Consider the following 22382-nt stretch of genomic DNA (forward strand, 5'->3'; position numbering starts at 1 on the left):
AGGGGTCCTTTTGTTCCATCATGCCCATGCGACCGCAGGGCGAGAGGGTGAAGCACCTTGAGCACCGACCAGGACGAGAGCCCCACCCGGGACGAGAACACCGCCCCGGACGAGCGAGCACCCCTGGAGCACCGGGTGGGCCCGGAGCCCGACGGCGAGCCCGCGTTCCGTCCGTACCACCACCCGGCCGCCGGCTGGGGTGCCGCGAAGAGCGTGACCCGGTTCATGGTGCGCGAGGGCGCCCTCCCGGTGGACGGCCCGCGCGCGATCATGAAGATGAACCACGAGAACACGGGCTTCGACTGCCCCGGGTGCGCCTGGCCGGACGACACCAAGGGCCTGCACCTGGACATCTGCGAGAACGGCATCAAGCACGTCACCTGGGAGATGACCCGCAGACGGGTCGGGCGCGAGTTCTTCGCCGCCCACTCCGTGACCGAGCTGGCGAAATGGACGGACTACGACCTGGAGAACGAGGGCCGGCTGACCGAGCCGATGGTCTACGACCCCGGGTCGGACCACTACGTCCCCATCAGCTGGAAGGACGCCTTCGAACTCGTCGGCCGCACCCTGCGCGAGCTGGAGGATCCGAACCAGGCCTCGTTCTACACCTCGGGCCGGCTCGGCAACGAGGCCACCTTCCTCTACCAGCTGATGGCCCGCGAGCTGGGGACGAACAACCTTCCCGACTGTTCCAACATGTGCCACGAGGCCAGCGGCAGGGCCCTGCAGGCGTCGCTCGGCACCGGCAAGGGCACCGTCGACCTGGCCGACTGGGAGACCGCCGACGCGCTGTTCATCATGGGGGTCAACGCCGCCTCCAACGCCCCCCGCATGCTCACCGCCCTCACCGAGGCCCACGCCCGGGGCGCGCGGATCGTGCACGTCAACCCGCTCGTCGAGGCCGCCGCCAGACGGGCGATCATCCCGCACGACTTCAAGGACATGGCGACCTTCCACGCCACGAAGACGTCCACGCTCAACCTCCAGGTGCGCGTCGGCGGCGACATGGCGCTCGTCCGCGGGATGGCCAAGGCGATCCTGGAGCAGTCGGCCACCGACCCCAAGGCCCTGGACCAGGAGTTCGTCGAACGGCACACGACCGGCTTCGAGGAGTACAGGGCGGCGTGCGAGGCGACCTCGTGGGAGGAGATCGAGGCGCAGTCCGGCCTGAGCCGCGCGGACGTCCTCGAGGCCACGCGGGTCTACCGCGAGGCCGACCGTTCGATCATCAGCTGGTGCCTGGGCATCACCCAGCACGAGCACGGCGTCGACACCGTGCGGGAGATCGTCAACCTGCTGCTGCTCCGCGGCAATCTGGGCCGGGAGGGCGCGGGCCCCTCCCCCGTGCGCGGCCACAGCAACGTCCAGGGCAACCGCACCTGCGGCATCGACCACCGCCCCGGCGAGGAGTTCCTCGACCGGCTCGCCGAGGTCTGCGCGATCGAGCCGCCCCGGGCGCACGGTCTGGACACCGTCGGCACCATCAAGGCGATGCACGACGGCGACGTGAAGGTGTTCGTCGGCATGGGCGGCAACTTCGCGCTCGCCGCCCCCGACACCCCGTACACCTACGAGGCGCTGCGCAGGTGCGAGCTCACCGTCCAGGTCAGCACCAAGCTGAACCGCAGCCACGTCGTGCACGGCCGCCGGGCCCTCATCCTGCCCTGCCTCGGCCGGACCGAGAAGGACCACCAGCGCAAGGGGATCCAGAGCACCTCGGTCGAGGACTCGATGAGCATGGTCCACATGTCGATCGGCATGAAGCGGCCCGCCTCGCCGCACCTGCTCTCCGAACCGGCGATCATCGCGGGCATGGCGAGGGCCGCGCTGCCCGACAGCGCCACGCCCTGGGAGTGGTACGTCGAGGACTACGACCGCATCCGGGACACCATGGCGAAGGCCCTCGACGGCTTCGAGGACTTCAACCGGCGCGTACGGCTGCCCCTCGGCTTCCGCATCAAGCAGCCCGCCCGCGAGCTGGTCTTCCTCACACCGTCCGGCAAGGCCGAGTTCGCGAGCCCGCCCCTGCCGGACGTCCTTCCGGAACCCGGCGTCCTGGCCCTGGGCACCATGCGCTCCCACGACCAGTGGAACACCACGATCTACTCCGACAACGACCGCTACCGGGGCATCAGGAACCTCCGCACGCTGGTCTTCATGAACCGGGCGGACATGCGCGAGCGCGGGATCGCCGACATGGCCCCCGTCGACATCACGAGCACCGCCAAGGACGGCAGCCGACGGCATCTGAACGGCTACCTCGCCGTCCCGTACGACATCCCGCGCGGCTGCGCGGCCGGCTACATGCCGGAGATGAACGTGCTGTGCGCCCTGGGCGACTACAGCACCCAGAGCGACCAGCCGATCATGAAGCACGTCAAGGTGACGATCGAGCCGGCCTCCTGACGACCGGTCACCCCCGGCGGGCCAGCCGGCCCAGGAGGAGGTACGCGCGCCGCTCGGCGGCGGCGAGCTCGGTGGGGTCGATCTCGGCCGGCCACAGCTCGCCCGCCGCGGCGTCGTCGGCCTCCCGCAGCTCCACCGCGGCCGCCGCGAGCCGCGTCTGCACGAGCGGGAACGACCGCACGGCCCCTTCCCCCAGGGCCCGTTCGGCCCGCTCCGACGCCGCCGTGCAGGCGGCGAGCGCGCGCTCCGCCCGTACCGCCGCCCGGTCGTGGACCACGATCAGCGCGCAGCCGAGCGCGATGCCGATCCCGAGCACGCTGCTCAGCGCCCGGTCCTGCACGAGGGCCCCGGGCGGGGCGGGCGCGGCCAGATCGGTCAGGAGCAGCGCCAGCGGGGTGAGGAAGACGACGCCGAGGCCGTAGTTGCGGGCGACGACGTACTCCAGGAGGAACTCCAGGAGCACGATCACGAGGACGAGCGCCACGGGCCCGGGCCCCAGGGCGAGGACGCCGAGGGCGAGCAGCAGGCCCGCGATCGTGCCGAGGGTGCGCTGGACGGCCCGCTGGGCCGCCGTCCGCACGTTGACCGAGTGGAGGACGGCGGCGGCGGAGATCGCCGCCCAGTAGCCGTGCCCGAGTCCCAGGAGGAGGGCCGCCCCGCCCGCGAGGCCGGTGCCGAGGACCATCCGCAGGGCCGGCACGAGGAGGACCGCCGCGCGGCCGTGCGCCGGCCCCGCCACCAGGGCGGCGGCGCGGAGTTCGGCGGCGCGCAGGGTGGTCGGACCGGCCGGCACCGGTCCGGGCCTCGGGCCCGGTCCGGGCCCGGAGGCGGCAGCGGGCCCGGGGGCGGCAGCGGGTCCAGGGGCGGCAGCGGGTCCGGATGCGAGGCCTAGTCGAGGGGCGGGGCCGGATCCGGCCCCCTGAGCGGGTCCAGGGGCGGGCGTCCCGGTTCCGGACGGCTCGCCGCCCGGGCCGGGCCGGGCGGGCGGGCCGGCCCGGGCGATCAGGAGGGGGAGCGTCAACTCGGGCAGGAGCCGTGGGGCCCGCCGACGGCGGCCGGCGAGCAGTCCGGCCTGGCGGCGCAGGGCGCGGGCCAGGCCGGCCGGGTCGTTCGGCGGCCGACGGGCGGAGCCGACGAGCAGCGACCAGGACAGATCGGCGAGGCGTACGCAGAGGTCGCCCCGGCCGCGCCGTTCGGCGCCCGACGGGGGCAGGACGCCGAGCGTGCGGTACGCCTGGAGGACGGCGGCGGTCGCCCGGTGCCGCACGGCCCCGGTCTCGCCGCCCGCCTCCCACAGGTCCGCGAGCTCGCGGAGGGCGGCGGCGACGGCGAGCCGCCGCGGACGGTCCGGGTGCACGAGGAAACCCGCCACGGCGAGGGTCCAGGCGACGGCCGCTCCGCACGCGGCCAGGCCGGCCCGGGGCAGGACGTCGGCGGGGGACGAGGCGCCGTTGGCGGCGACCGCGAAGGAGAACAGCAGCAGCACCGCGCCGAGACCGCTCAGCCGGGCCGCGTCGCAGGCGAACTTCGCCAGACCGGCGACCAGGGCCGTGGCCGCGACCGTCACCGCGGCGCCCGCTCCCCCGTCCCGGGGACGGGCCCAGGCCGCGAGCGCCGCCCCGCAGCCGACGCACGCGGTCATCGCCACGGCGACGACGGCGAGCACACGGGCGCGGCGCGCGTAGGGCAGGTCGCGGCCGAAGGTGGTGGTGAAGGATCCCAGCATCGCGTAGACGGCCTGGTCGGCCCGCCCCGCGAGCGCCATCGGCAGGGCGGGCAGCGCCATGGCGAGCGCGGCGCGCAGGGCGAAGGACAGGGAGCCGTCCACGCTCTGCAGGGCGAGCGCGCCCCTCGGGGAGAGCGCGCTCCCCAGACGGGCGACGGCGCGCCGCGGTCCGTCCGACGGGCGCCGGCGACAGGAATTCATGACCCGATCACCCTCGGCGAATTCCCTTCGCAAGTCAAAGAGGCATTTCCGATGACGTCATCCACATCCCCTGTCCGCGCTGGTCCGAGCCGCTCCGAGGCAAGAAAGGACAAGCGATAGGCCGCACCTGTCGGCTCATCGAAAACTTCTCTTTGACTTCGCTCGGGGACGGGCCGAATCTGCTCTGCGGCCAGAAATCCGGTATTCGCGAGGAAATGAGGCGGGCCAGAGCATGAGCGGCATCGAGGACCCGGTCGACGACCTGAAGGTCACCCCGCCGAAGACCTGGGCGACGGGGCTGCCCGCGGTGGCTCACGCGCTGGAGTACTCCCTGGGCCAGACGTCCCCGCGGCGCACCGCGCTGACGCTGCTGAACATCAACCAGCCGAAGGGCATCGACTGCCCGGGCTGCGCCTGGCCGGAGCCGGCGCCGGGCGAGCGGCACCGGAACGAGTACTGCGAGAACGGCGCCAAGCACATCAACGACGAGGCCGCCTCGCGGCGCGTCACGCGGGACTTCTTCCGCGAGCACTCGATCGCGGAGCTCGACGGCATGTCCGACTACTGGCTGAACCAGCAGGGCCGGCTCACCGAGCCGATGGTGAAGCGGCCCGGTGCGACGCACTACGAGCCGATCGGCTGGGACGAGGCGCTCGGGCTGCTCGCCGACGCACTCACGGCGCTCGACTCCCCCGACGAGGCCCTCTTCTACGTCTCCGGCCGGCCGCTCTTCGCCCATGTGCGGACCGGCCGGTGGGCCGGCATCGTGCCGCACACCTGGCTGCACGTCTTCGGGGTGCCGCACGGCATGCGGGCGGTGCCGATGACGGAGCCGGCGCGTTCGGTGCCGGTCGGCCTGGTGACGGTCGTCCGGGAGCCGGAGTCCGTGATGGCCCGCGCGCTCAGGGAGGTCGCGGGCCGCACCGATGTCGCCGGCACGCTGGACCGCCTCCCGGGGGACTCCGTACCGAGGTGAGACGGGGGCACGGGGCCGCTCGGGACGGCCCCGTGCCCGGCTCTCGCGCGGTGGCCGTCAGGCCACGGCGGTGCTCCCCGCCTCCTCGTGCTTGCGGACCGTGCAGTGCAGCGAGTCGTCGACGACGTCCGCGACGATCGTGTCGCCGGGCTCCGCCTCGCCGCCGAGGAGGAGGGTGGCGATCCTGTTGTCGAGCTCCGCCTGGATCGTGCGGCGCAGCGGCCGGGCGCCGAAGGCCGGCTGGTAGCCGTGGGCGACGAGCAGCTTCTTCGCCGCCTCGGTGACCTCCAGCGTCATGCCCTGGGCGTGGACGCGGCGCTTGCTCCGGTCGAGGAGGTGGTCGACGATCTCCGACAGGTCCTTCTCGGTGAGGCTGTGGAAGACGATGATGTCGTCGATGCGGTTGAGGAACTCGGGCAGGAAGCGGGCCCGCAGGTCCTCCATCAGCTCGTCCTTGAGCTCGGCGGCGTCGCCCTCGTGGGCGAGGATGCGGTGGGCGCCGATGTTGGACGTCATGATGACGACGCAGTGGCGGAAGTCGACCGTGCGGCCCTGTCCGTCCGTGAGGCGCCCGTCGTCGAGGATCTGGAGCAGCGTGTTGAAGACGTCGGGGTGCCCCTTCTCGACCTCGTCGAAGAGCACGACGCTGTACGGCTGGCGGCGCACCTTCTCGGTGAGCTGGCCGGCCTCCTCGTAGCCGACGTATCCGGGGGGCGCGCCGACGAGCCGGGCGACCGTGTGCTTCTCCTGGAATTCGCTCATGTCGAATCGGATCATGCGGTCCTCGGCGCCGAAGAGCAGCTCGGCGAGGGTCTTGGCGAGTTCGGTCTTGCCGACGCCCGTGGGGCCGAGGAAGAGGAAGGAGCCGACGGGCCGGTTCGGGTCGCCCATGCCGGCCCGGTTGCGGCGCACGGCCTCGGAGACGGCGGTGACCGCCTCGTCCTGGCCGACGATCCGGGCGTGCATCTCCTCCTCCAGCCGGAGGAGCTTCTCCTTCTCGCTGGCGGTGAGCTGCGAGACGGGGATGCCGGTGCGGCGGGAGACGATGTCGGCGATGTCGGAGGCCGTGACCGAGACGACGCCCTCGCGGCGCTCCTCGATCCCGGCGAGCTCGCCCTCGATCTCGGCCATCTGCTCCTTGAGCTCCTTGGCCTTCTCGAAGTCCTCGCGGGCGACGGCCTGGTCCTTCTCGCGCCCCAGCCTGGCGAGCCTGTCCTGGCGGCTGACGACCTCGGTGGAGCGGCCGCCGCTGCGGAGCCGTACCCTCGCACCGGCCTGGTCCATCAGGTCGATGGCCTTGTCGGGCAGGAAGCGGTCGCTGATGTAGCGGTCGGAGAGCTCGGCCGCCGCGGCGAGGGCGCCGTCGGCGAAGCGGACCTGGTGGTGGGCCTCGTAGGCGTCCCGCAGTCCTTCGAGGATCTGCACGGTCTCCTCGACGGTGGGTTCCGGGATCAGGACGGGCTGGAAGCGGCGTTCGAGGGCGGCGTCCTTCTCGATGTGCTTGCGGTACTCGTCGATGGTGGTGGCGCCCACGACGTGCAGTTCGCCGCGCGCGAGGGCGGGCTTGAGCATGTTGCCCGCGTCCATCGAGCCCTCGCCGGTGGCGCCGGCGCCGACGACGGTGTGCAGTTCGTCGATGAAGAGGATGATGTCGCCGCTCGCCTCCTGGACGTCCTCGATGACCTTCTTGAGGCGTTCCTCGAACTGTCCCCGGTACTGCGCCCCGGCCACCATGCCGGACAGGTCCAGGGAGACGACCCGCTTGCCCTTCAGGGTGTCGGGGACCTCGTCCGCGACGATGCGCTGGGCGAGGCCCTCCACGATCGCGGTCTTGCCGACGCCGGGCTCGCCGATGAGCACGGGGTTGTTCTTGGAGCGGCGGGAGAGGATCTCGACGGTCTGCTCGATCTCGTCGGCCCGGCCGACGACGGGGTCGAGCTTCCCCGCCCTGGCCTCCTCCGTCAGGTCCCGGCCGTACTCGTCGAGGGTCGTGGCCGGCTGCTTCGCGGCGGCGGGGGCGGCGCCCTGCTCGGGGCGGGCCGCCTGGTCGGTGAGGCCGCGCAGCTTCTTCACGTCCAGGTCCTCGGCCCGCAGGAAGCGGGAGGCGCCGGAGCCGGCGTCGCCGAGGAGTGCGCTGAGGATGTGCTCGGGGCCGATGTACGAGACGCCGGACGCCTGCGAGGTGGCGTGGGCGAGGGCGAGGGTCCGCTTGGCGGCCGGGGTGAGGCCGGGCTCGGCGGACGGTTCGGCGGACTCCCGGGGAAGGACCTGGGCGAGCTGCTCGGCGAGCTGGTCGGGGTTCACCCCGCCTTCGGAGAGGAGCCGGCGGGTCGGCTCGATCTGGGTCGCCGCCCACAGGAGGTGTTCGGTGTCGAGGTCGGAGCTGCCGTCCTCGTCGGCCTTGCGCGCGGCCGTGTTCAGCAGTTCGTGGGAGGACTCGGTCAGCAACCGCCCGATGGGCACGCGCTGCACTGCCGGGGGCGACGAGGCCGGCGACATGCCGAAGAACCGGTTGAACAGGTCGCTGAACGGATCCGACGAACCGAAGGGTGAACCGAACGCCATCGACATGGCTGCTCCTGAGGAGGCGAAAGAGGGGCCTCCCCACTCAAACCCGACGCCGACCGCTCCGCAATCGGAGCGGTCGGCGGCATGCCGACACTCCCGCCCCGTACGGAAGCCGGCCCGCCACCCCGTGCGGAGCCGACACGCCCCCCCGTACGGACGCCCGAAATGCCCCGATCGCGGCTCTGTCCGCCGACGATGGCCCCATGACCTCCGCGCTCCCCCCGAATCCTCCGGACCCGGCCCCCGGACCGGACCCGGCCCCCGGGCCCCAGGTCCGCGCCTCCGCGCTCGTGCGGAACGCCAGGCTGTGGCTCGTGCCGACCGTCCTGTGCGCCCTGGTGTCGCTGCTGCTGTCGCTCCTCTACATGGGCGGCATCCTCAGCCCGAGCGACCACCTGGACCGGCTGCCCATCGCCCTGGTCGACGAGGACGAGGGCCGCCCGCTGCCGGGGCAGCGGGAGAACCTGGGGAAGCAGATCACCGACTCGGTCGCCGCGGTGGGCTCCTCGAAGACCACCATCGACTGGCGCCGCCTCGGCAGCGCCGCCGCCCAGGACGCGCTGGCCTCCGGCAAGGTCTTCGGCGCCCTGGTCGTCCCGGCGGACTTCACCGCGTCCGTCGCGGCCCTGACCACGAACCGGGCGACGACCCGTCCGACGCTGACCGTGCTCACCAACCCCGGCCTCGGCAGCCTGGGCTCGTCCCTGGCGTCCCAGATCAACCAGAGCGCGGCCCACCAGGCCTCGCTGACCATCGGCAAGCGGCTCGCGGCCACCTCCGCCGTGCCGACCACGCGGGTGCTCCTGTCCGACCCCGTCGCGGTCGTCACCCGCGTCGGCCATCCGATCGGCCGGCACAGCGGCCTGGGCCTGACCGCCTTCTACTACACGCTGCTGCTCGTCCTGGGCGGCTTCATCGGAGGCAACCTCGTCAACAGCGGCGTCGACACCGCGCTCGGCTACGCCGACAGCGAGATCGGCCCCTGGCACACCCGCCGTCCCACCGTTCCCGTCAGCCGCACCCAGACGCTCGTCCTGAAGATGCTGATGACCGCCGGGATCTCGCTCCTGACCACCACGCTCGTCATGGTCGCCACCATCGGGATCCTGGACATGGACGCCGACCACCTGCCGATGCTGTGGCTCTTCTCCTACTGCGCGACGGTCGCCGTCGGCCTGGGCGTCCAGGCCATCAACGCGGCCTTCGGCGGCATCGGCCAGCTCGTGTCCATGTTCGTCTTCATCGCGCTGGCCCTCCCCTCCTCCGGGGCGACCGTCCCCCTGGAGGCCACCCCCGCCTTCTACCGGTTCCTGGGGATCTTCGAGCCGATGCACCAGCTCAGCTCGGGCGTCCGGTCCATCCTGTACTTCGACGCCCAGGCCGACGCGGGGCTCGCCCGCGGCTGGATCATGATCGCGGTCGGCACGGCGGGGGCCCTGGCGTTCGGCTTCGCCATGACCCACTACTACGACCGCAGGGGGCTGCGGCGCCTCACGCCGCAGCCCGAGTGAGCGAGCACCAGGAGGCGCCGAACCGGACGGACCGGTTGTCGTTCCGGGTGTTCAGGTGTTCACCGGCGTGGAGACGCCGGACCGGCTGCCGACGTGGTCGCAGGCGCCCTCGTAGCCGGCGCCGTGGTACACGTCGGCGGAGCAGCCGTCGTACCAGTCGTAGGCGGAGGCCGCGTTGTCGCCGGCGACCTGGCCGCTGCCCGAGCCGGTGTCGGGGCGGAAGCTGGTGTCTCCATACGGCCTCCGGCGCGCGGGACGCCCCGGGCTACTCGTCCTCGTCCCACGGCGGTTCGAGCTCGTCCTCGTCCCACGGCGGCTCCTCGTCGTAGGAGGGCGGAAGGTCCGGCTCCGCCCTGCGCGCCGACGGCACGGAGGCGGCCGGGGCCGTGGCACCGGAGACTGCCCCGGCGGCGGGCGCGGACGCGGCCGGACCGGCGGACGCGGAGGAGGCGGTGGCATCACCGGGACCCGCGCCGTCCGTCCCCGCGCCCCCGGACTGCGCCAGGGTGGCGAGGACGCCCTCGGCGTACTTGGCGAGCTTGGCCTCGCCGACGCCGCCGATGGTGCCGAGCTCCTCGACGCCGGCGGGCATGCGGGTCGCGATCTCGCGGAGGGTCGCGTCGTGGAAGACGACGTACGCCGGCACGCCCTGCTCGCGCGCCGTCGCGGCCCGCCAGGCGCGGAGGGCCTCGAAGACCGGCACGGCGGCCGCGGGCAGATCGACCGGCACGCGCGCGCCCTTGCCGGAGCGGGCCCCGGGCTCCTTGCGGGCGGGGGCGGGGGCCTTCTCCTTGCGCATCGGGACCTGGCGGCGTCCGCCGAGGACCTCGCCGCTGTCCTCGGTGAGCACGAGCGTGCCGTAGTCGCCCTCCACCGCGAGCAGCCGCTGCGCGAGGAGCTGGCGGACGACCCCGCGCCACTCGGCGGTGCCCAGCTCCGACCCGACGCCGAAGACGGACAGCTGGTCGTGGTCGAACTGGATGACCTTGGCCGTCCTCTTGCCCTGGAGGATGTCGATGATCTGACCGGCGCCGAACTTCTGCCGCCGTTCCTTCGCCAGCCGCCACACGGTGGACAGCAGCTTCTGCGCGGCGACGGTCCCGTCCCAGGACTCCCCCGGCGTCAGGCAGGTGTCGCAGTTGCCGCAGGGCTTGCCGGTCTGCCCGAAGTACTCCAGGAGCCGCACGCGGCGGCAGTCGACCGTCTCGCAGAGGGCGAGCATGGCGTCCAGGTGCATGGCCAGGGAGCGGCGGTGCGTCTCGTCGCCCTCGGAGCCGTCGATGAGCTTGCGCTGCTGGACGACGTCCTGGAGGCCGTACGCCAGCCATGCCGTGGCCGGCTCCCCGTCGCGGCCCGCGCGGCCGGTCTCCTGGTAGTAGCCCTCGACCGACTTGGGCAGGTCGAGGTGGGCCACGAAGCGCACGTCCGGCTTGTCGATGCCCATGCCGAAGGCGATGGTCGCCACCACGACGACCCCGTCCTCCCGCAGGAAGCGGGCCTGGTTCTCCGCGCGCGTCCGGGCGTCCATGCCCGCGTGGTACGGCACGGCGTCGATGCCGTGCTCCACGAGGGCGGCGGCCGTCTTCTCCACCGAGGCCCGCGAGAGGCAGTAGACGACGCCCGCGTCCCCGTCGTGCTCGGTCCTGATCAGCTCCAGGAGCTGCTTGAGGGGGTTGTTCTTCGGGACGATGCGGTACTGGATGTTCGGCCGGTCGAAGCCGGCGACGAAGTGCCGGGCGTCCTCCAGGCCCAGCCGCTTCGCGATCTCGGCGTGGGTGGCCTCGGTGGCGGTCGCCGTCAGGGCGATCCGCGGCACCTTCGGCCACCGCTCGTGGAGCATGGAGAGGGCGAGGTAGTCGGGCCGGAAGTCGTGGCCCCACTGGGCGACGCAGTGTGCCTCGTCGATCGCGAAGAGCGACACCGTGCCCCGGTCGAGGAGCCGCTGGGTGCCCTCGGTGCGGAGCCGCTCGGGGGCGAGGTAGAGCAGGTCCAGCTCGTCCGCGAGGAACGCCTGCTCGACGGCCTGCCGCTCGTACGGGTCCTGCGTCGAGTTCAGGAAGCCGGCCCGCACCCCGAGCGCTCTGAGCGCGTCCACCTGGTCCTGCATCAGGGCGATGAGGGGCGAGATCACGACGCCCGTGCCCGCTCTGACGAGGGCCGGGATCTGGTAGCAGAGCGACTTGCCGCCGCCCGTCGGCATCAGGACGAGCGCGTCGCCACCGCCGACGACCTGCTCGATGATCTCCTGCTGCTCCCCGCGGAAGGAGCTGTAGCCGAAGACGCGGTGCAGCACCCGGGCGGCGTCGGAGGTCTCGGCGGAGGCGTCGGGGGCGGCGGGAGCGTCAGGAGCGGCAGAGGCGTCGGGAAGGACCATTTCTGAAGCCTATCCGTCCGCGCCGACACCCCGGCCCGGCCCGGAGCAACCTGTGGAAAACCCCCGAGGGGCCGGCGTCAGCGCACGCCGGCCCCCGCGGGGGCGTCGTCGATGAAGCCGCCCGACTGGTGCTGCCACAGCTTCGCGTAGGCGCCCTCGGCGGTGAGCAGCTCCTGGTGCGTGCCCTGCTCGACGATCCGTCCGCGGTCGAGGACGACGAGCCGGTCCATCGTGGCCACCGTGCTCAGCCGGTGGGCGACCACGAGCGCCGTCCGTCCCTCCATGAGCCGCCACAGCGCGTCCTGCACGAGCATCTCGCTCTCGGAGTCCAGGGCGCTGGTCGCCTCGTCGAGCAGCAGGATCGGGGCGTCGCGCAGGATCGCCCGGGCGAGGGCGACCCGCTGGCGCTGGCCGCCGGACAGCTTCACGCCCCGCTCGCCGACCATGGTGTCGAAGCCCTCGGGGAGGGCGTCCGCGAACTCCGTGACGTGTGCCGCCTCGGCCGCGCGCCGGATCTCGGCCTCGGTGGCCTCCGGCCGGGCGAAGGCGATGTTGTCCCGCAGGGTGCGGTGGAACATGGCGGGGTCCTGCGGCACGTACGCGATCATGCCGCGCAGTTCGGCCTGCCGGAGCCGGCTGATGTCCTGGCCGCCGATGGTGATCCGGCCGCCGTCGATGTCCGTCATCCGCAGGAGCAGCCGGGTGAGGGTGGTCTTGCCGCCTCCGGACCGGCCGACGAATCCGATCTTCGCGCCGCTGGGCACGTCCAGGTCGAGGTCCTCGAAGAGCGGCTCGGCTCCCGCGTGGGCGAAGGTGACCTTCTCGAACCGGACCTCGGCGTCCGCGGGCCGGAGGGGTTCCGGGGTCTCCGGGTCGAGGACGGTCGGCTCGTCGAGGAGGAGTTCGGTGAACTGCGCGGCCTCCGTCATCGAACTCTCCAGGCGCCGGTAGATCTGGTTGAACTCGAACATGATCCGGGTGGCGTTGGCGTAGTACGTGAAGGCGACGATGACGGCCTCCACGCCGTGGTCTCCCCCGCCGAGGGCGACGGCGAGGACGAGTCCGAGGACGTTGGTCAGGACGGACATCGGCGCGACGAGCGTGTCGATGCGCAGGTTGCCGTAGTCCCAGGAGCGCAGGGTGAGCTTCCGCGACTCCGCGACGCGGGAGCGGTGCTCGGCGGCCTCGCGGCGCTCGGCGCCGAAGGACCGGACCGTGTCCATGTTGGTCAGGCTGTCGGCGACGTGGCCCGAGACCCGGGCGATCGCCTGTTCGCGCCGGGCGACGAGCGCCTGCCGACGGCGGACCAGCGGCACCACGCCCACGCCGGTGACCGCGATGAGGAGCAGCAGTCCGACGACGAGCAGCGGGTCGTACCGCCAGAGCACCACCGAGGCGAAGACGAGCGGCACGAAGCTGCCCATGACCGAGAAGGTCAGGGTGTCGACGCACTCCTCGAAGCGGGAGGCGAAGCTGAGGACGCGCTTGGTGAGCGATCCGGCGAAGTTGTCGTGGAAGAACGCGGCGTCCTTGGCGAAGAGTTCGTCCATGCCGATGACGTACAGGTTCTCGATGCCGTGGGCGTCGACGCGGTTCAGGCAGTGCAGCCCGACGCGCCACAGGGCCTCTCCGAGCAGCAGGACGCCGGCGAAGCCGAGGACGTACGGGAGCAGCGGGCCGAGGCCGCCGGTGCCGCCGTCGGCGAGATGGCCGACGAGCTTGGCGACGATCAGAGGGGCGATGTAGTTGATGGCGATGTTGCCGAGTGCCGGTAGGAGGAGGGCGGGAGCGGCCAGCCGTCGGAGGCGGGCCAGTTCCCGTGCGTAGAAGCGGACCGCGAGGAGTACCGAGCCTTTGTTCGGTAGACCTTCGTGCGATTCAGGTGATCCCATACCCAACCCTGTGCTGTCGTACCGAAGGTGAGCAAAAGGAGTCTCCCGTGCGGGCGCCCTCGCGGTCCAAGCATTTTCGTCCGACCGTCCGGTCGGGGCACACGGCCCGTCAGGACCCCTTGGGTTCGGTGGCGTTGACGGCGTCGAAGACCATGAGGCCCGCCGCGGCATCCAGGTGGAACTCGCCGCTGTACACGTTCCGGGTGACCTCGGAGGTGAACTCCTCGCTCGTCCGCCACTTCGCGCCCTCCGGCACCCTGGGCGCGATGCCTCCCAGGACGGTCGGCGGTTCTTCGGCGGGCACCCAGCGGTACTCCTTCAGGAGCCGCTCCACGTCCGCCTTCGCGAGGGTCGCCACACCGGAGAGCCGGACGTCGGTGGGGCCGGGCACGCGGGAATCCGCATGACCGAGGGGCGCTGCCGCCCACTCGACGCCGGTGAACCTCCCGAACTGCGGGAACCGCCTCTCGACCGGTTCCCGGTCCGTCCTGACCTCCGCCTCCGGAGGCCGCTGCGAGGCCGAACGGGCCTGTGGTCCGGTCGCGCCGCCGCAGCCGCCGACCAGACTCAGCGCCATCAGGACCCCGACCGCCGTTCGGCGCGGACCACTCGGACCCATCGGCCACCCCCGTTGTCATGTGCCGACGCACGGAAGCACCACGTGGTGGCCGGGATTCCCGACCACCACGTGGTGCTTCTCTTGTGTCCGAGGGGGGACTTGAACCCCCACGCCCGATAAAGGGCACTAGCACCTCAAGCTAGCGCGTCTGCCATTCCGCCACCCGGACGGGTGATTGTCGCTCCGGGGCTTCCCCCGCGGCGACAGAGAACAATCTACCAGGCCTTCGGGGTGCTCTTCACCCACGTTTCCGGTGGTCAGCGGGGCGGGGCGGGTGTCAGGGGGAGACCGTGGCGGGCGGCGGGGTCCAGCGGTGGGTGCGCGGCGGTCCCGTCGGGAGGCCGTAGTCCTTCTTGAGGTGCTCGGGGATGGCGTAGTGCATGACGCGGCCGCGGGTGAGGGAGGACAGTTCGAGGACGGTGGTGAGGTGGCCGAGGCGGTCCAGGGCCCAGGCACCGAGCGGGGAGCGGTCCTCGATGGTCTCCAGGACGCCGAGGAGGTGGGGGACGGACTTGACGACGGTGTCCCAGGGCGTGCGGGGGACCTCCAGCCAGTCGCCGCAGGTGTCGCCGACGAGGTAGCGGATGAGCGCGGAGACGATCGGGTCGAAGAAGGTGCCGGGGACGACCTCCTCGTAGAGGTCGATGAGCTGCCGGGTCAGGTGGACGCCCTCGGGGGACGGCCCCATGTGGCGGATCATGTACAGGTCGAGGAAGCGGCGGGCCTCTTCGAGGGTCTTGGGGACGGCGTCCTGGTCGACGCCCAGCATCGCGCCGACCACGCGCCAGGCGTAGTAGTAGGCGTCGGCGCCCTCGGAGGACAGGTGGATGCCGAGGCGGTGCAGGCTGTCGAGGACGAGCATCGAGAAGAACATCTGCCCGCCGATCATGTCCTCCTGACAGATCGGCACCCCCGAGGCCTCGACGTCCCAGCGGTTCTCGCGCCGGAGGTGGTGCCGGATGGAGGCGTGCAGCAGCCGGACCTTCTGCGCGGCCGGGACGAAACGGCCACCGGCCTCGAAGGCGTCGGGCCGCATGAGGTAGACGGTGAACTGGCCGGTCTCCGCCATCCGCTTGGAGGGGTACTTCAGACCGTGCGTCGCCGACAGCAGCCTCGCCACGTGCGGGACGAGGTAGCAGGCGGGCATGGAGGCGAAGGAGAGCGCGGTGGAGATGTGCACGTTGTTGTCGACGAAGAACAGCCGGGCCTTCTCCATCTCCCCCCAGTCCACCCAGGACGGCGGGGTGCTCGTGGCGTGGAGGTACTCCCGGGCGACCTCGGGCAGCCCGTCCGGCAGGGGGGAGCCGGCGGTGGAGACGTACCGCATGAGGGTGTTGAACGTGCCGACCTCCCCCCGCTCGAAGAGGGTGGCGACCGTGGCGTCGGCGAGTTCGTCGCCGGTGTGCCGCAGGGCGTCCATGGACGCCTCGGTGGGGGTCATGGGCAGGGCTCCTTGTTCTGCGTCAGGAACGGCGGACCGTGGCCGAGTGCGCCAGGGCGGTGAGCGCGGCGGCGGGGGCCGCGGGCAGGTTCAGCTCGTCGAGGACGCGGAGGGCCTCCCCGACCCGCTCGGCGATCATGGCCTCGACCCGGTCGGGCGCCTTCAGCCGCCGCATCACCTCGCGTACGGCCTCCAGGGCGTCCCCGTCGGGTTCGCGCCGGCCGAGCAGCTCGCGCAGCCGTCCGCGTTCCCCGTCGTCGGCGAGCCGCCAGGTCTCGGCGAGCAGGGTCGTGGGCCGGTGTCCGCGCACGTCGTCGGCGTCGGCCTTGCCGGTGGCGCCGGGATCCCCGAACAGGCCGAGCAGGTCGTCCCTCAGCTGGAACGCCTCGCCCAGCGGCACCCCGTACGCGGAGCAGCCCTCGCGCAGGCGCCCGCCCGCCCCGGCCAGGGCGCCGCCGATCAGCAGGGGCTGCTCGACGGTGTACTTGGCGGTCTTGTAGCGGATCACCTTCAGCGAGGCCGTCGTGTCGGGGGCGGCGCCCGTCCGCAGGATCTCCAGGGACTCCCCCGCGACGAGGTCCCGGGCGAGCGCCGCCCAGAGCGGTCGGGCCCGGCCGAGATAGGCGGCGGGCAGGCCGCTGGTGACGAAGAGCTGCCCGGCGAGCGACATGAGCAGGTCGCCGACCAGCATCGCGAGCGACCTGGCTCCCGCGGCGGGCCGCGGGTGGTGTTCCACCGCGCCGCGCAGGGCCACGTGCGCGGTGGGCCGGCCGTGCCGCAGCGGGCTGTCGTCGATCAGGTCGTCGTGCACGACGGCGGCCGCGTGCACGAGCTCCATGGACGCCGCCGCCCGCACCAGCGCGTCGCTGTCGGGCTGCCCGGCCGCGCGCCAGCCCCAGTAGCAGAACGCGGCCCGCAGCCGTTTGCCGTCCGCGACCGCCGCCTCCAGCTGGTCCGCCACCGGGCTCAGGGCCGGGTCGACCGCCGTGAGCTCCTCTGCCTCCAGGGCGACGTGGCTCCGCAGCACCTCGTCGACGCGCGCCTTGAACGCGGCCGGGTCCCAGCGCTCAGCCGCCATCGCCGGCCCGCCGCGCCAGCACGTGCCGGGCGAGAACCTCCAGGTGCGCCAGCGGTGGGGACACGTACCGGTCGAGCACGAGACGGCCGCGCGCCTCCAGGTCCCGCTCGGCCTCGGCCGCCATCTCGGCGGCGTCCGACCGCCTCAGCAGCCCCCGCACGAGCCCGAGCCCCGAGCCGAGGGTGCTCACCGCCAGATCCGCGAGCCCCGCCGCCAGTAACACCGCCCGCTCGTCCAGACCCCCACGGGCTCCCGATCCTCGCGTCACGTCCACTCCCCGGTCCCCTGTCACCCTTCGCGCCCAGCGTGACGGCCGGGCGGCGGGCGGAGCGGCGGAACTCACCAACGAGTGATCCACTCGTCGATACGTACGAGTCGGGCGGGAGTCCCGCGCGGCCGGCCGCGCGAGGCGTGAAGCGGGCCGTGGCGGGCAGGTGCCGGACGTACGAGGAGGCTTGTGATGACAGTCCGTGACGATCCGTACGTCATCCGTGTGATCGGCGACATGGACCTCAACAGTGCGGAGGAGCTGCGCGCCGCGCTCCTGAAGGCCGTCGAAGGGACACCCCCCGGTTCCGAGGTCGTCGTCGACCTGCGGAACTCGTCGTTCTGCGACTCCGCGGGGCTCAACGCGCTGCTGGCCGCCAGGGAGCGGGCGTGGGTCTCGGGGCACACGCTCAGGCTCGCGGCGCCCAGCCATCAGATGGTGCGGCTGCTGGAGCTCACGGGCACGGAGGGCCTCTTCGTCCTCGGCCCGGCCGTGCCGGGCTGAGACGGTCCGCCTCTTCGTGTCATCGCGTCACCGCGCCGGGCCACCGGCTCCGTACCACCGGCCCCGCCCGTGCCCACCGGCCCCGCGCCGGTGGGCACGGGCGGGGCCGCCGCGTGGTGCGTGCGGCGGCCGTGGCGGGTGCCGGTGGCCGGTCGTCCCCGCGGACGACGAGCCGCTCCGGGGCGGGGCGAGTAGGCCCGCTCGCCCCGGGTAGCCGCCGCAGCGACATCGCCGAGCTCCCGGGCCGGGGGAGCGTCCCTCGTCCCGGACGGACGGGAAGGTGGCCGCCATGAAGGCCGTCACGTGGCAGGGCCGACGGAAGGTCTCGGTGGAGCAGGTGCCGGACCCCGTGCTGCGGAAGCCCACGGACGTGATCGTTCGGATCACGTCGAGCGGGCTGTGCGGTTCCGACCTGCATCTGTACGAGGTCCTCGGACCGTTCCTCGACGCCGGCGACGTCCTCGGGCACGAGCCGATGGGCGTGGTGGAGGAGGTGGGCGCGGACGTGCGGCGGCTGCGGCCGGGCACGCGGGTCGTGGTGCCGTTCAACGTGTCCTGCGGCACCTGCGCGATGTGCTCGCGGGGGCTGCACTCCCAGTGCGAGACCACGCAGGTGCACGCGTACGACACGGGCGCCGCCCTGTTCGGCTACACGAAGCTGTACGGGCAGGTGCCGGGCGCCCAGGCCGAGTACCTGCGCGTGCCGTTCGGGGACACCCTGCCGATCCAGGTGCCGGACGGACCGCCGGACGACCGCTTCGTCTATCTCTCGGACGTGCTGCCGACGGCCTGGCAGGCCGTCGAGTACGCCGAGATCCCGCCGGGCGGTTCGGTCGCGGTCCTGGGCCTCGGTCCGATCGGCGACATGGCGTCGCGGATCGCCCTGCTGCGGGGCGCCGGCCTCGTCGTCGGCATCGACCCCGTGCCCGGTCGGCGGGACCGCGCGGCGGCCCGCGGGGTGCGGGCCCTGGACCTGTCCGACGAGCTGATCGACCGGGTGCGGGACCTCACGGACGGGCGGGGCCCCGACGCGGTGATCGACGCGGTCGGCATGGAGGCGCACGGCGCCCCGGTGGCCAAGGGGCTGCACACGATGGTCGCCCTGCTTCCGGACGGGCTCGCCGGGCGCATGATGCGGCGCTTCGGCGTGGACCGGTTGTCCGCGCTCCACCTGGCGGTGGAGCTGGTGAGGCGCGGCGGGACCGTGTCGCTCTCCGGGGTGTACGGGGGCGCCGCGGACCCGATGCCGTTGTTCGCCATGTTCGACAAGCAGATCCGGCTCCACATGGGGCAGGCCAACGTGCTGCGGTGGGTCGACGACCTGCTTCCCCTGCTCACCGACGACGATCCCCTGGGCGTGGAGGGCTTCGCCACGCACCGGCTGCCGTTGGACGCGGCGCCCGAGGCCTACGACATGTTCCAGGCCAAGCGCGACGGCGCCGTGAAGATCCTCTTCTCCCCCGGCGCGCACCTGTCGGGCGGCGGGACTCCCGCCGAGGGGCCGCCGGCCGCCTGATCGCCGCGACGCCCCCGGGGCCGCTTCGGACCGTTCCGAAGCGGCCCTGACGCGTTTCGGCTCAACCCTGGCCGTGGTCTTGCCAGTTGGGGTTCCTCCTTCAAAGAATGTGCATGACAACCGAAGGATCTTCGGTTGCACAGCCATCAGAGGGGAACCCCCACATGAAGAAGCCTCTCGCCGGCGCCCTGCTCGCCCTGCTCCTGGCAGGCGCGACAGCGGTCCCGGCCGCGGCCTCCGCACCCCGGGAGACGGTCGCACAGGCCCCGGCCCCGGCCTCCGCACCCCAGGCGCAGGCCGTGACCGCCGTCGACTTCGCGGGAACGGTCGCGCTCAGCAACTGTTCCGGCTCCGTCGTCCGCACCCCGAGCTCCCTGCCGAGCGACCCCGCGCTCGTCCTCTCCAACGGCCACTGCCTGGAGACCGGCATGCCGGGGCCCGGCCAGGTCGTCAAGGACCGGCGCTCCAGCCGCTCGTTCACCCTGCTCAACTCGGCCGGCACCGGCGTCGGCACCCTGCGCGCGAGCAAGATCGCGTACGGCACGATGACCGACACGGACATCTCGATCTACCAGCTGACCAAGACGTACGCGCAGATCCAGAGCACGTACGGCATCAGCGCCCTGACCCTCAACGACGCCCACCCGGTCCAGGGTTCGTCGATCAAGGTCGTCTCCGGCTACTGGAAGCGGATCTACAGCTGCAACGTCGACGGCTTCGTGTACCGCATGAAGGAGGGCGACTGGACCTGGAAGGACTCGGTCCGCTACACCTCGGCGTGCAACACGATCGGCGGCACCTCCGGCTCGCCCGTCATCGACACCACCACCGGCAAGGTCGTCGCCGTCAACAACACGGGCAACGAGAGCGGTGAGAGCTGCACCGTGAACAACCCGTGCGAGATCGACGAGAGCGGCGCCGTCACGGTCCGCCAGGGCATCAACTACGCCCAGGAGACGTACACGATCGTCCCCTGCATCGGCGCCGGCAACGTGATCGACCTCAACCGCCCGGGCTGCACCCTGCCCAAGCCGTAACGCCCCGGCCGTCTCCGCCGGCCGCCCCTGTCCGGGCGGCCGGCGGAGGCGCCGTCCCACTCACGGCCGATTGAGTACGCGTACTCATCACGGAGACCTCGGACTCGCCGAGACTGTGTCCACCAGCGAGAGAGGCCCGTGACCGTGACCACGCAGCAGACCCGACGACCCCGTCCACGCCCCCGCACGACCGGCGGGGCGTTCGCCCGTCGTTCCCTCCCCGGCCTCGTCGCCGCGGGCCTGACCTCGGCCCTCCTCCTGACGGGCTGCGGGTTCCAGATCCACGACCGGGTCTGCAGCCCCGGCCAGTACCCGGTCAAGGCCGTCGGCAACGCCACCGGCGGCGACTGCGTGGCGGACGGCCAGGAGCCGCCCGAGGGCTGGGTCCGCTACCCGGCGGGCCAGGTGCCCGAGTGGGTCGACGACGAGTGGGACCGCCACTGGTCCACGACCGTCTTCGACGCCGAGGGCCGGGTGGTGCGGGACTGACCGGCCGTCAGGGCGCCATCTCGTAGGAGCCCGACAGCGCCTCGACGCGCTGCCACACGCGCTCCGACCGCGCCTCGTCGACGACGGGGCGCCGGACGGCACCGAGCGCCCAGAGCTGCTGCTGCTCGGTCGCGGAGTCCTTGCCGTGCAGCTCGACCGCGTGCGCGGAGAAGTCCCGGACGAGGACGGCGAACAGCTCGTCGAGCACGTCCTCGTCGAGGCCGGTCAGGGCGGCCTGCTCCAGGACCAGCTGACCGTGGACGACGAGCGCGAAGAGCTGGCCGACGGCCAGGAGCAGGTCGAGGTCACGGCTCTGCTCCTCGTCGGGCGCGGCCTTGAGCACGAACTCGCAGAGCGCGTCGGCCTGTTCGCGGAAGCGGGCCACGTTGGACACATGGGCGTACGCCTCGTAGGCCGGCCGCCAGTCGTGGAAGCGGACCGAGCCGAGCCCCCGCGCCGGGCCCTGCCGGAAGAGGAACGCGTCGTCGGCCGCGTCCAGACGGGTCGGGACGGGCTCGTACGCGACCGGGTCGAGCAGGTGGTTGCGCATGAACTTCAGGATCAGCGCCAGATTGACGTGGACCGTGCCCTCCAGCTTCGGCAGACCGCGGATCTCCACGGCGGCCTCCGCGAAGTAGTTGTCCTTCTCGAAGCCCTTGGCGGCGATCACGTCCCACATCAGGTCGATGACCTTCTCGCCCTCCGTGGTCACCTTCATCTTCGTCATCGGGTTGAAGAGGAGGTAGCGGCGGTCCTCGGGACCGGCGGTGCGGAAGTAGTCGACGGCGCGGTCGCTGAAGAGCTTCATGCCGACGAGCCGGACGTAGGCGTCGGTCAGCTCGCGCCGCACGTGCGGGAAGGCCGTGACCGGGCGGCCGTAGAGGACGCGGTTCTGCGCGTGCGTGACGGCCTCGTACATCGCGTGCTCGCAGATGCCGATGGAGGCGGTGCAGAGGTTGAACTTGCCGACGTTGACGGTGTTGAGGGCGGCGTCGAAGGCGGCGCGCCCGGTGTGCAGGACGTCCTCGGCGGCGACGGGGTAGTCCTCCAGGCGGAACTCGCTGACGAACTTCGACGAGTCGACGACGTTCTTGACGAGGTGGTACGCCGGGTGGCGGCTGTCGGCGGCGAAGAAGACGTAGCCGTCGGGGCCCTCGACGTCGGTGCGGCGGCCGAAGACGGAGACGAGCCCGGCGGCGTTGCCGTTGCCGATGTAGTACTTGGAGCCGGTGGCGCGGAAGCCGCCCTCGTCGTCGGGTTCCAGGAGCATGTCGGTGGAGTAGATGTCGGCGCCGTGGGACTTCTCGGAGAGGCCGAAGGCGAACACCTCCCCCTGCGCGAGGAGTTCGGCGGCGCGGGCGCGGGCGGCGGCGTTGTCGCTCTGCCAGACCGGGCCGAGGCCGAGGATGGTGACCTGCCAGGCGTACCAGTAGTCGAGGCCGTAGAAACCGAGGATCTCGTTGAGGGCGGCGATGCGGGCGGTGTCCCAGCGCTTGTCGCCCTCGTCCTCGCCCGCGGCGGAGGACGGCGTCAGGAAGGTCGCGAAGAGCCCTTCCTCCGCGGCGAAGGCGAGGAAGTCGCCGAGCCAGGCCCGGGTCCGGTAGTCCTCGATGATCCGTCGCTTGCCGCGCGCCTCGAACCAGTCCACGGTGGCGCGCAGCAGCCGGCGGGTCTCCGGGTCGAAGTGGGCGGGATCGTAGGTGTGCGGGTTGAACAGCAGCGGGTCGGCCATGACGTCCGCCTTTCCGGCTCGGGACGAGGGGTGGGTGGTAC

15 protein-coding genes, 1 tRNA gene and 1 pseudogene are annotated in these 22382 nt (G+C 72.4%); 7 read left to right on the plus strand and 10 right to left on the minus strand.

What is annotated here, in order from left to right; translation table 11 throughout:
* Positions 1–123: 123 nt before the first annotated feature.
* Complete coding sequence (locus ACFYUZ_RS19205) at positions 124–2409, plus strand: FdhF/YdeP family oxidoreductase (protein ID WP_389311007.1); 2286 nt, start codon at positions 124–126, stop codon at positions 2407–2409.
* A 7-nt stretch (positions 2410–2416) separates the two neighbouring features.
* On the opposite strand, the gene ACFYUZ_RS19210 is transcribed toward ACFYUZ_RS19205, so the two are convergent.
* A complete protein-coding gene (locus ACFYUZ_RS19210; RefSeq protein ID WP_389310704.1) occupies positions 2417–4336 on the minus strand; it encodes an FUSC family protein in 1920 nt (639 codons plus the stop codon).
* Between the two features lie 232 nt (positions 4337–4568).
* Between ACFYUZ_RS19210 and ACFYUZ_RS19215 the strand changes: the two are divergent.
* Positions 4569–5060, plus strand: a pseudogene (locus ACFYUZ_RS19215) (hypothetical protein); the annotation flags it as partial.
* 309 nt (positions 5061–5369) lie between these two features.
* On the opposite strand, the gene ACFYUZ_RS19220 reads toward ACFYUZ_RS19215, so the two are convergent.
* Positions 5370–7883 carry an ATP-dependent Clp protease ATP-binding subunit gene (locus ACFYUZ_RS19220; protein WP_389310705.1) on the minus strand — a complete coding sequence of 838 codons (2514 nt, stop codon included), beginning with the start codon at positions 7881–7883 and terminating at the stop codon, positions 5370–5372.
* A gap of 200 nt (positions 7884–8083) precedes the next feature.
* Here ACFYUZ_RS19220 and ACFYUZ_RS19225 point away from each other — a divergent pair, with 200 nt between their 5' ends.
* Positions 8084–9391: a YhgE/Pip domain-containing protein gene (locus ACFYUZ_RS19225; RefSeq protein ID WP_389310707.1), complete on the plus strand. Its 1308-nt coding sequence runs from the start codon at positions 8084–8086 to the stop codon at positions 9389–9391.
* Between the two features lie 265 nt (positions 9392–9656).
* On the opposite strand, the gene recQ is transcribed toward ACFYUZ_RS19225, so the two are convergent.
* The 7 genes from recQ to ACFYUZ_RS19260 form a co-directional block, all read right to left on the minus strand.
* Positions 9657–11765, minus strand: coding sequence for a DNA helicase RecQ (gene recQ / locus ACFYUZ_RS19230; RefSeq protein ID WP_389310709.1), 2109 nt, complete (start codon positions 11763–11765; stop codon positions 9657–9659).
* A 77-nt stretch (positions 11766–11842) separates the two neighbouring features.
* Positions 11843–13657: an ABC transporter ATP-binding protein gene (locus tag ACFYUZ_RS19235; RefSeq protein WP_389310711.1), complete on the minus strand. Its 1815-nt coding sequence runs from the start codon at positions 13655–13657 to the stop codon at positions 11843–11845.
* A gap of 109 nt (positions 13658–13766) precedes the next feature.
* Positions 13767–14234, minus strand: a complete 468-nt coding sequence (locus tag ACFYUZ_RS19240; protein ID WP_389310713.1) for a hypothetical protein — start codon at positions 14232–14234, stop codon at positions 13767–13769.
* 126 nt (positions 14235–14360) lie between these two features.
* Positions 14361–14445, minus strand: a tRNA-Leu gene (locus tag ACFYUZ_RS19245).
* 108 nt (positions 14446–14553) lie between these two features.
* Positions 14554–15717: an oxygenase MpaB family protein gene (locus ACFYUZ_RS19250; RefSeq protein ID WP_389310715.1), complete on the minus strand. Its 1164-nt coding sequence runs from the start codon at positions 15715–15717 to the stop codon at positions 14554–14556.
* A gap of 22 nt (positions 15718–15739) precedes the next feature.
* Entirely contained in the window at positions 15740–16795 is a 1056-nt protein-coding gene (locus ACFYUZ_RS19255) for a polyprenyl synthetase family protein (protein ID WP_389310717.1), read from the minus strand.
* On the minus strand, positions 16785–17063 hold the full coding sequence (locus tag ACFYUZ_RS19260) for a polyprenyl synthetase (RefSeq protein ID WP_389310719.1): 279 nt from the start codon (positions 17061–17063) through the stop codon (positions 16785–16787). Before ACFYUZ_RS19260 ends, ACFYUZ_RS19255 begins: the two co-directional genes overlap by 11 nt.
* A gap of 192 nt (positions 17064–17255) precedes the next feature.
* Between ACFYUZ_RS19260 and ACFYUZ_RS19265 the strand changes: the two genes are divergently transcribed.
* The 4 genes from ACFYUZ_RS19265 (at position 17256) to ACFYUZ_RS19280 (ending at position 20609) form a co-directional block, all read left to right on the plus strand.
* On the plus strand, positions 17256–17567 hold the full coding sequence (locus ACFYUZ_RS19265) for an STAS domain-containing protein (RefSeq protein WP_389310721.1): 312 nt from the start codon (positions 17256–17258) through the stop codon (positions 17565–17567).
* 289 nt (positions 17568–17856) lie between these two features.
* On the plus strand, positions 17857–19083 hold the full coding sequence (locus ACFYUZ_RS19270) for an alcohol dehydrogenase catalytic domain-containing protein (protein WP_389310723.1): 1227 nt from the start codon (positions 17857–17859) through the stop codon (positions 19081–19083).
* A 164-nt stretch (positions 19084–19247) separates the two neighbouring features.
* Positions 19248–20120: a serine protease gene (locus ACFYUZ_RS19275; RefSeq protein WP_389310725.1), complete on the plus strand. Its 873-nt coding sequence runs from the start codon at positions 19248–19250 to the stop codon at positions 20118–20120.
* A 144-nt stretch (positions 20121–20264) separates the two neighbouring features.
* Positions 20265–20609, plus strand: a complete 345-nt coding sequence (locus tag ACFYUZ_RS19280; RefSeq protein ID WP_389310727.1) for an SCO0607 family lipoprotein — start codon at positions 20265–20267, stop codon at positions 20607–20609.
* Between the two features lie 7 nt (positions 20610–20616).
* On the opposite strand, the gene ACFYUZ_RS19285 is transcribed toward ACFYUZ_RS19280, so the two are convergent.
* Positions 20617–22341, minus strand: a complete 1725-nt coding sequence (locus ACFYUZ_RS19285; RefSeq protein WP_389310729.1) for an acyl-CoA dehydrogenase family protein — start codon at positions 22339–22341, stop codon at positions 20617–20619.
* Between the last annotated feature and the right edge of the window lie 41 nt (positions 22342–22382).

Origin of the sequence: Streptomyces sp. NPDC004266, from assembly GCF_042874095.1 — a bacterium.
Taxonomy (GTDB): domain Bacteria; phylum Actinomycetota; class Actinomycetes; order Streptomycetales; family Streptomycetaceae; genus Streptomyces.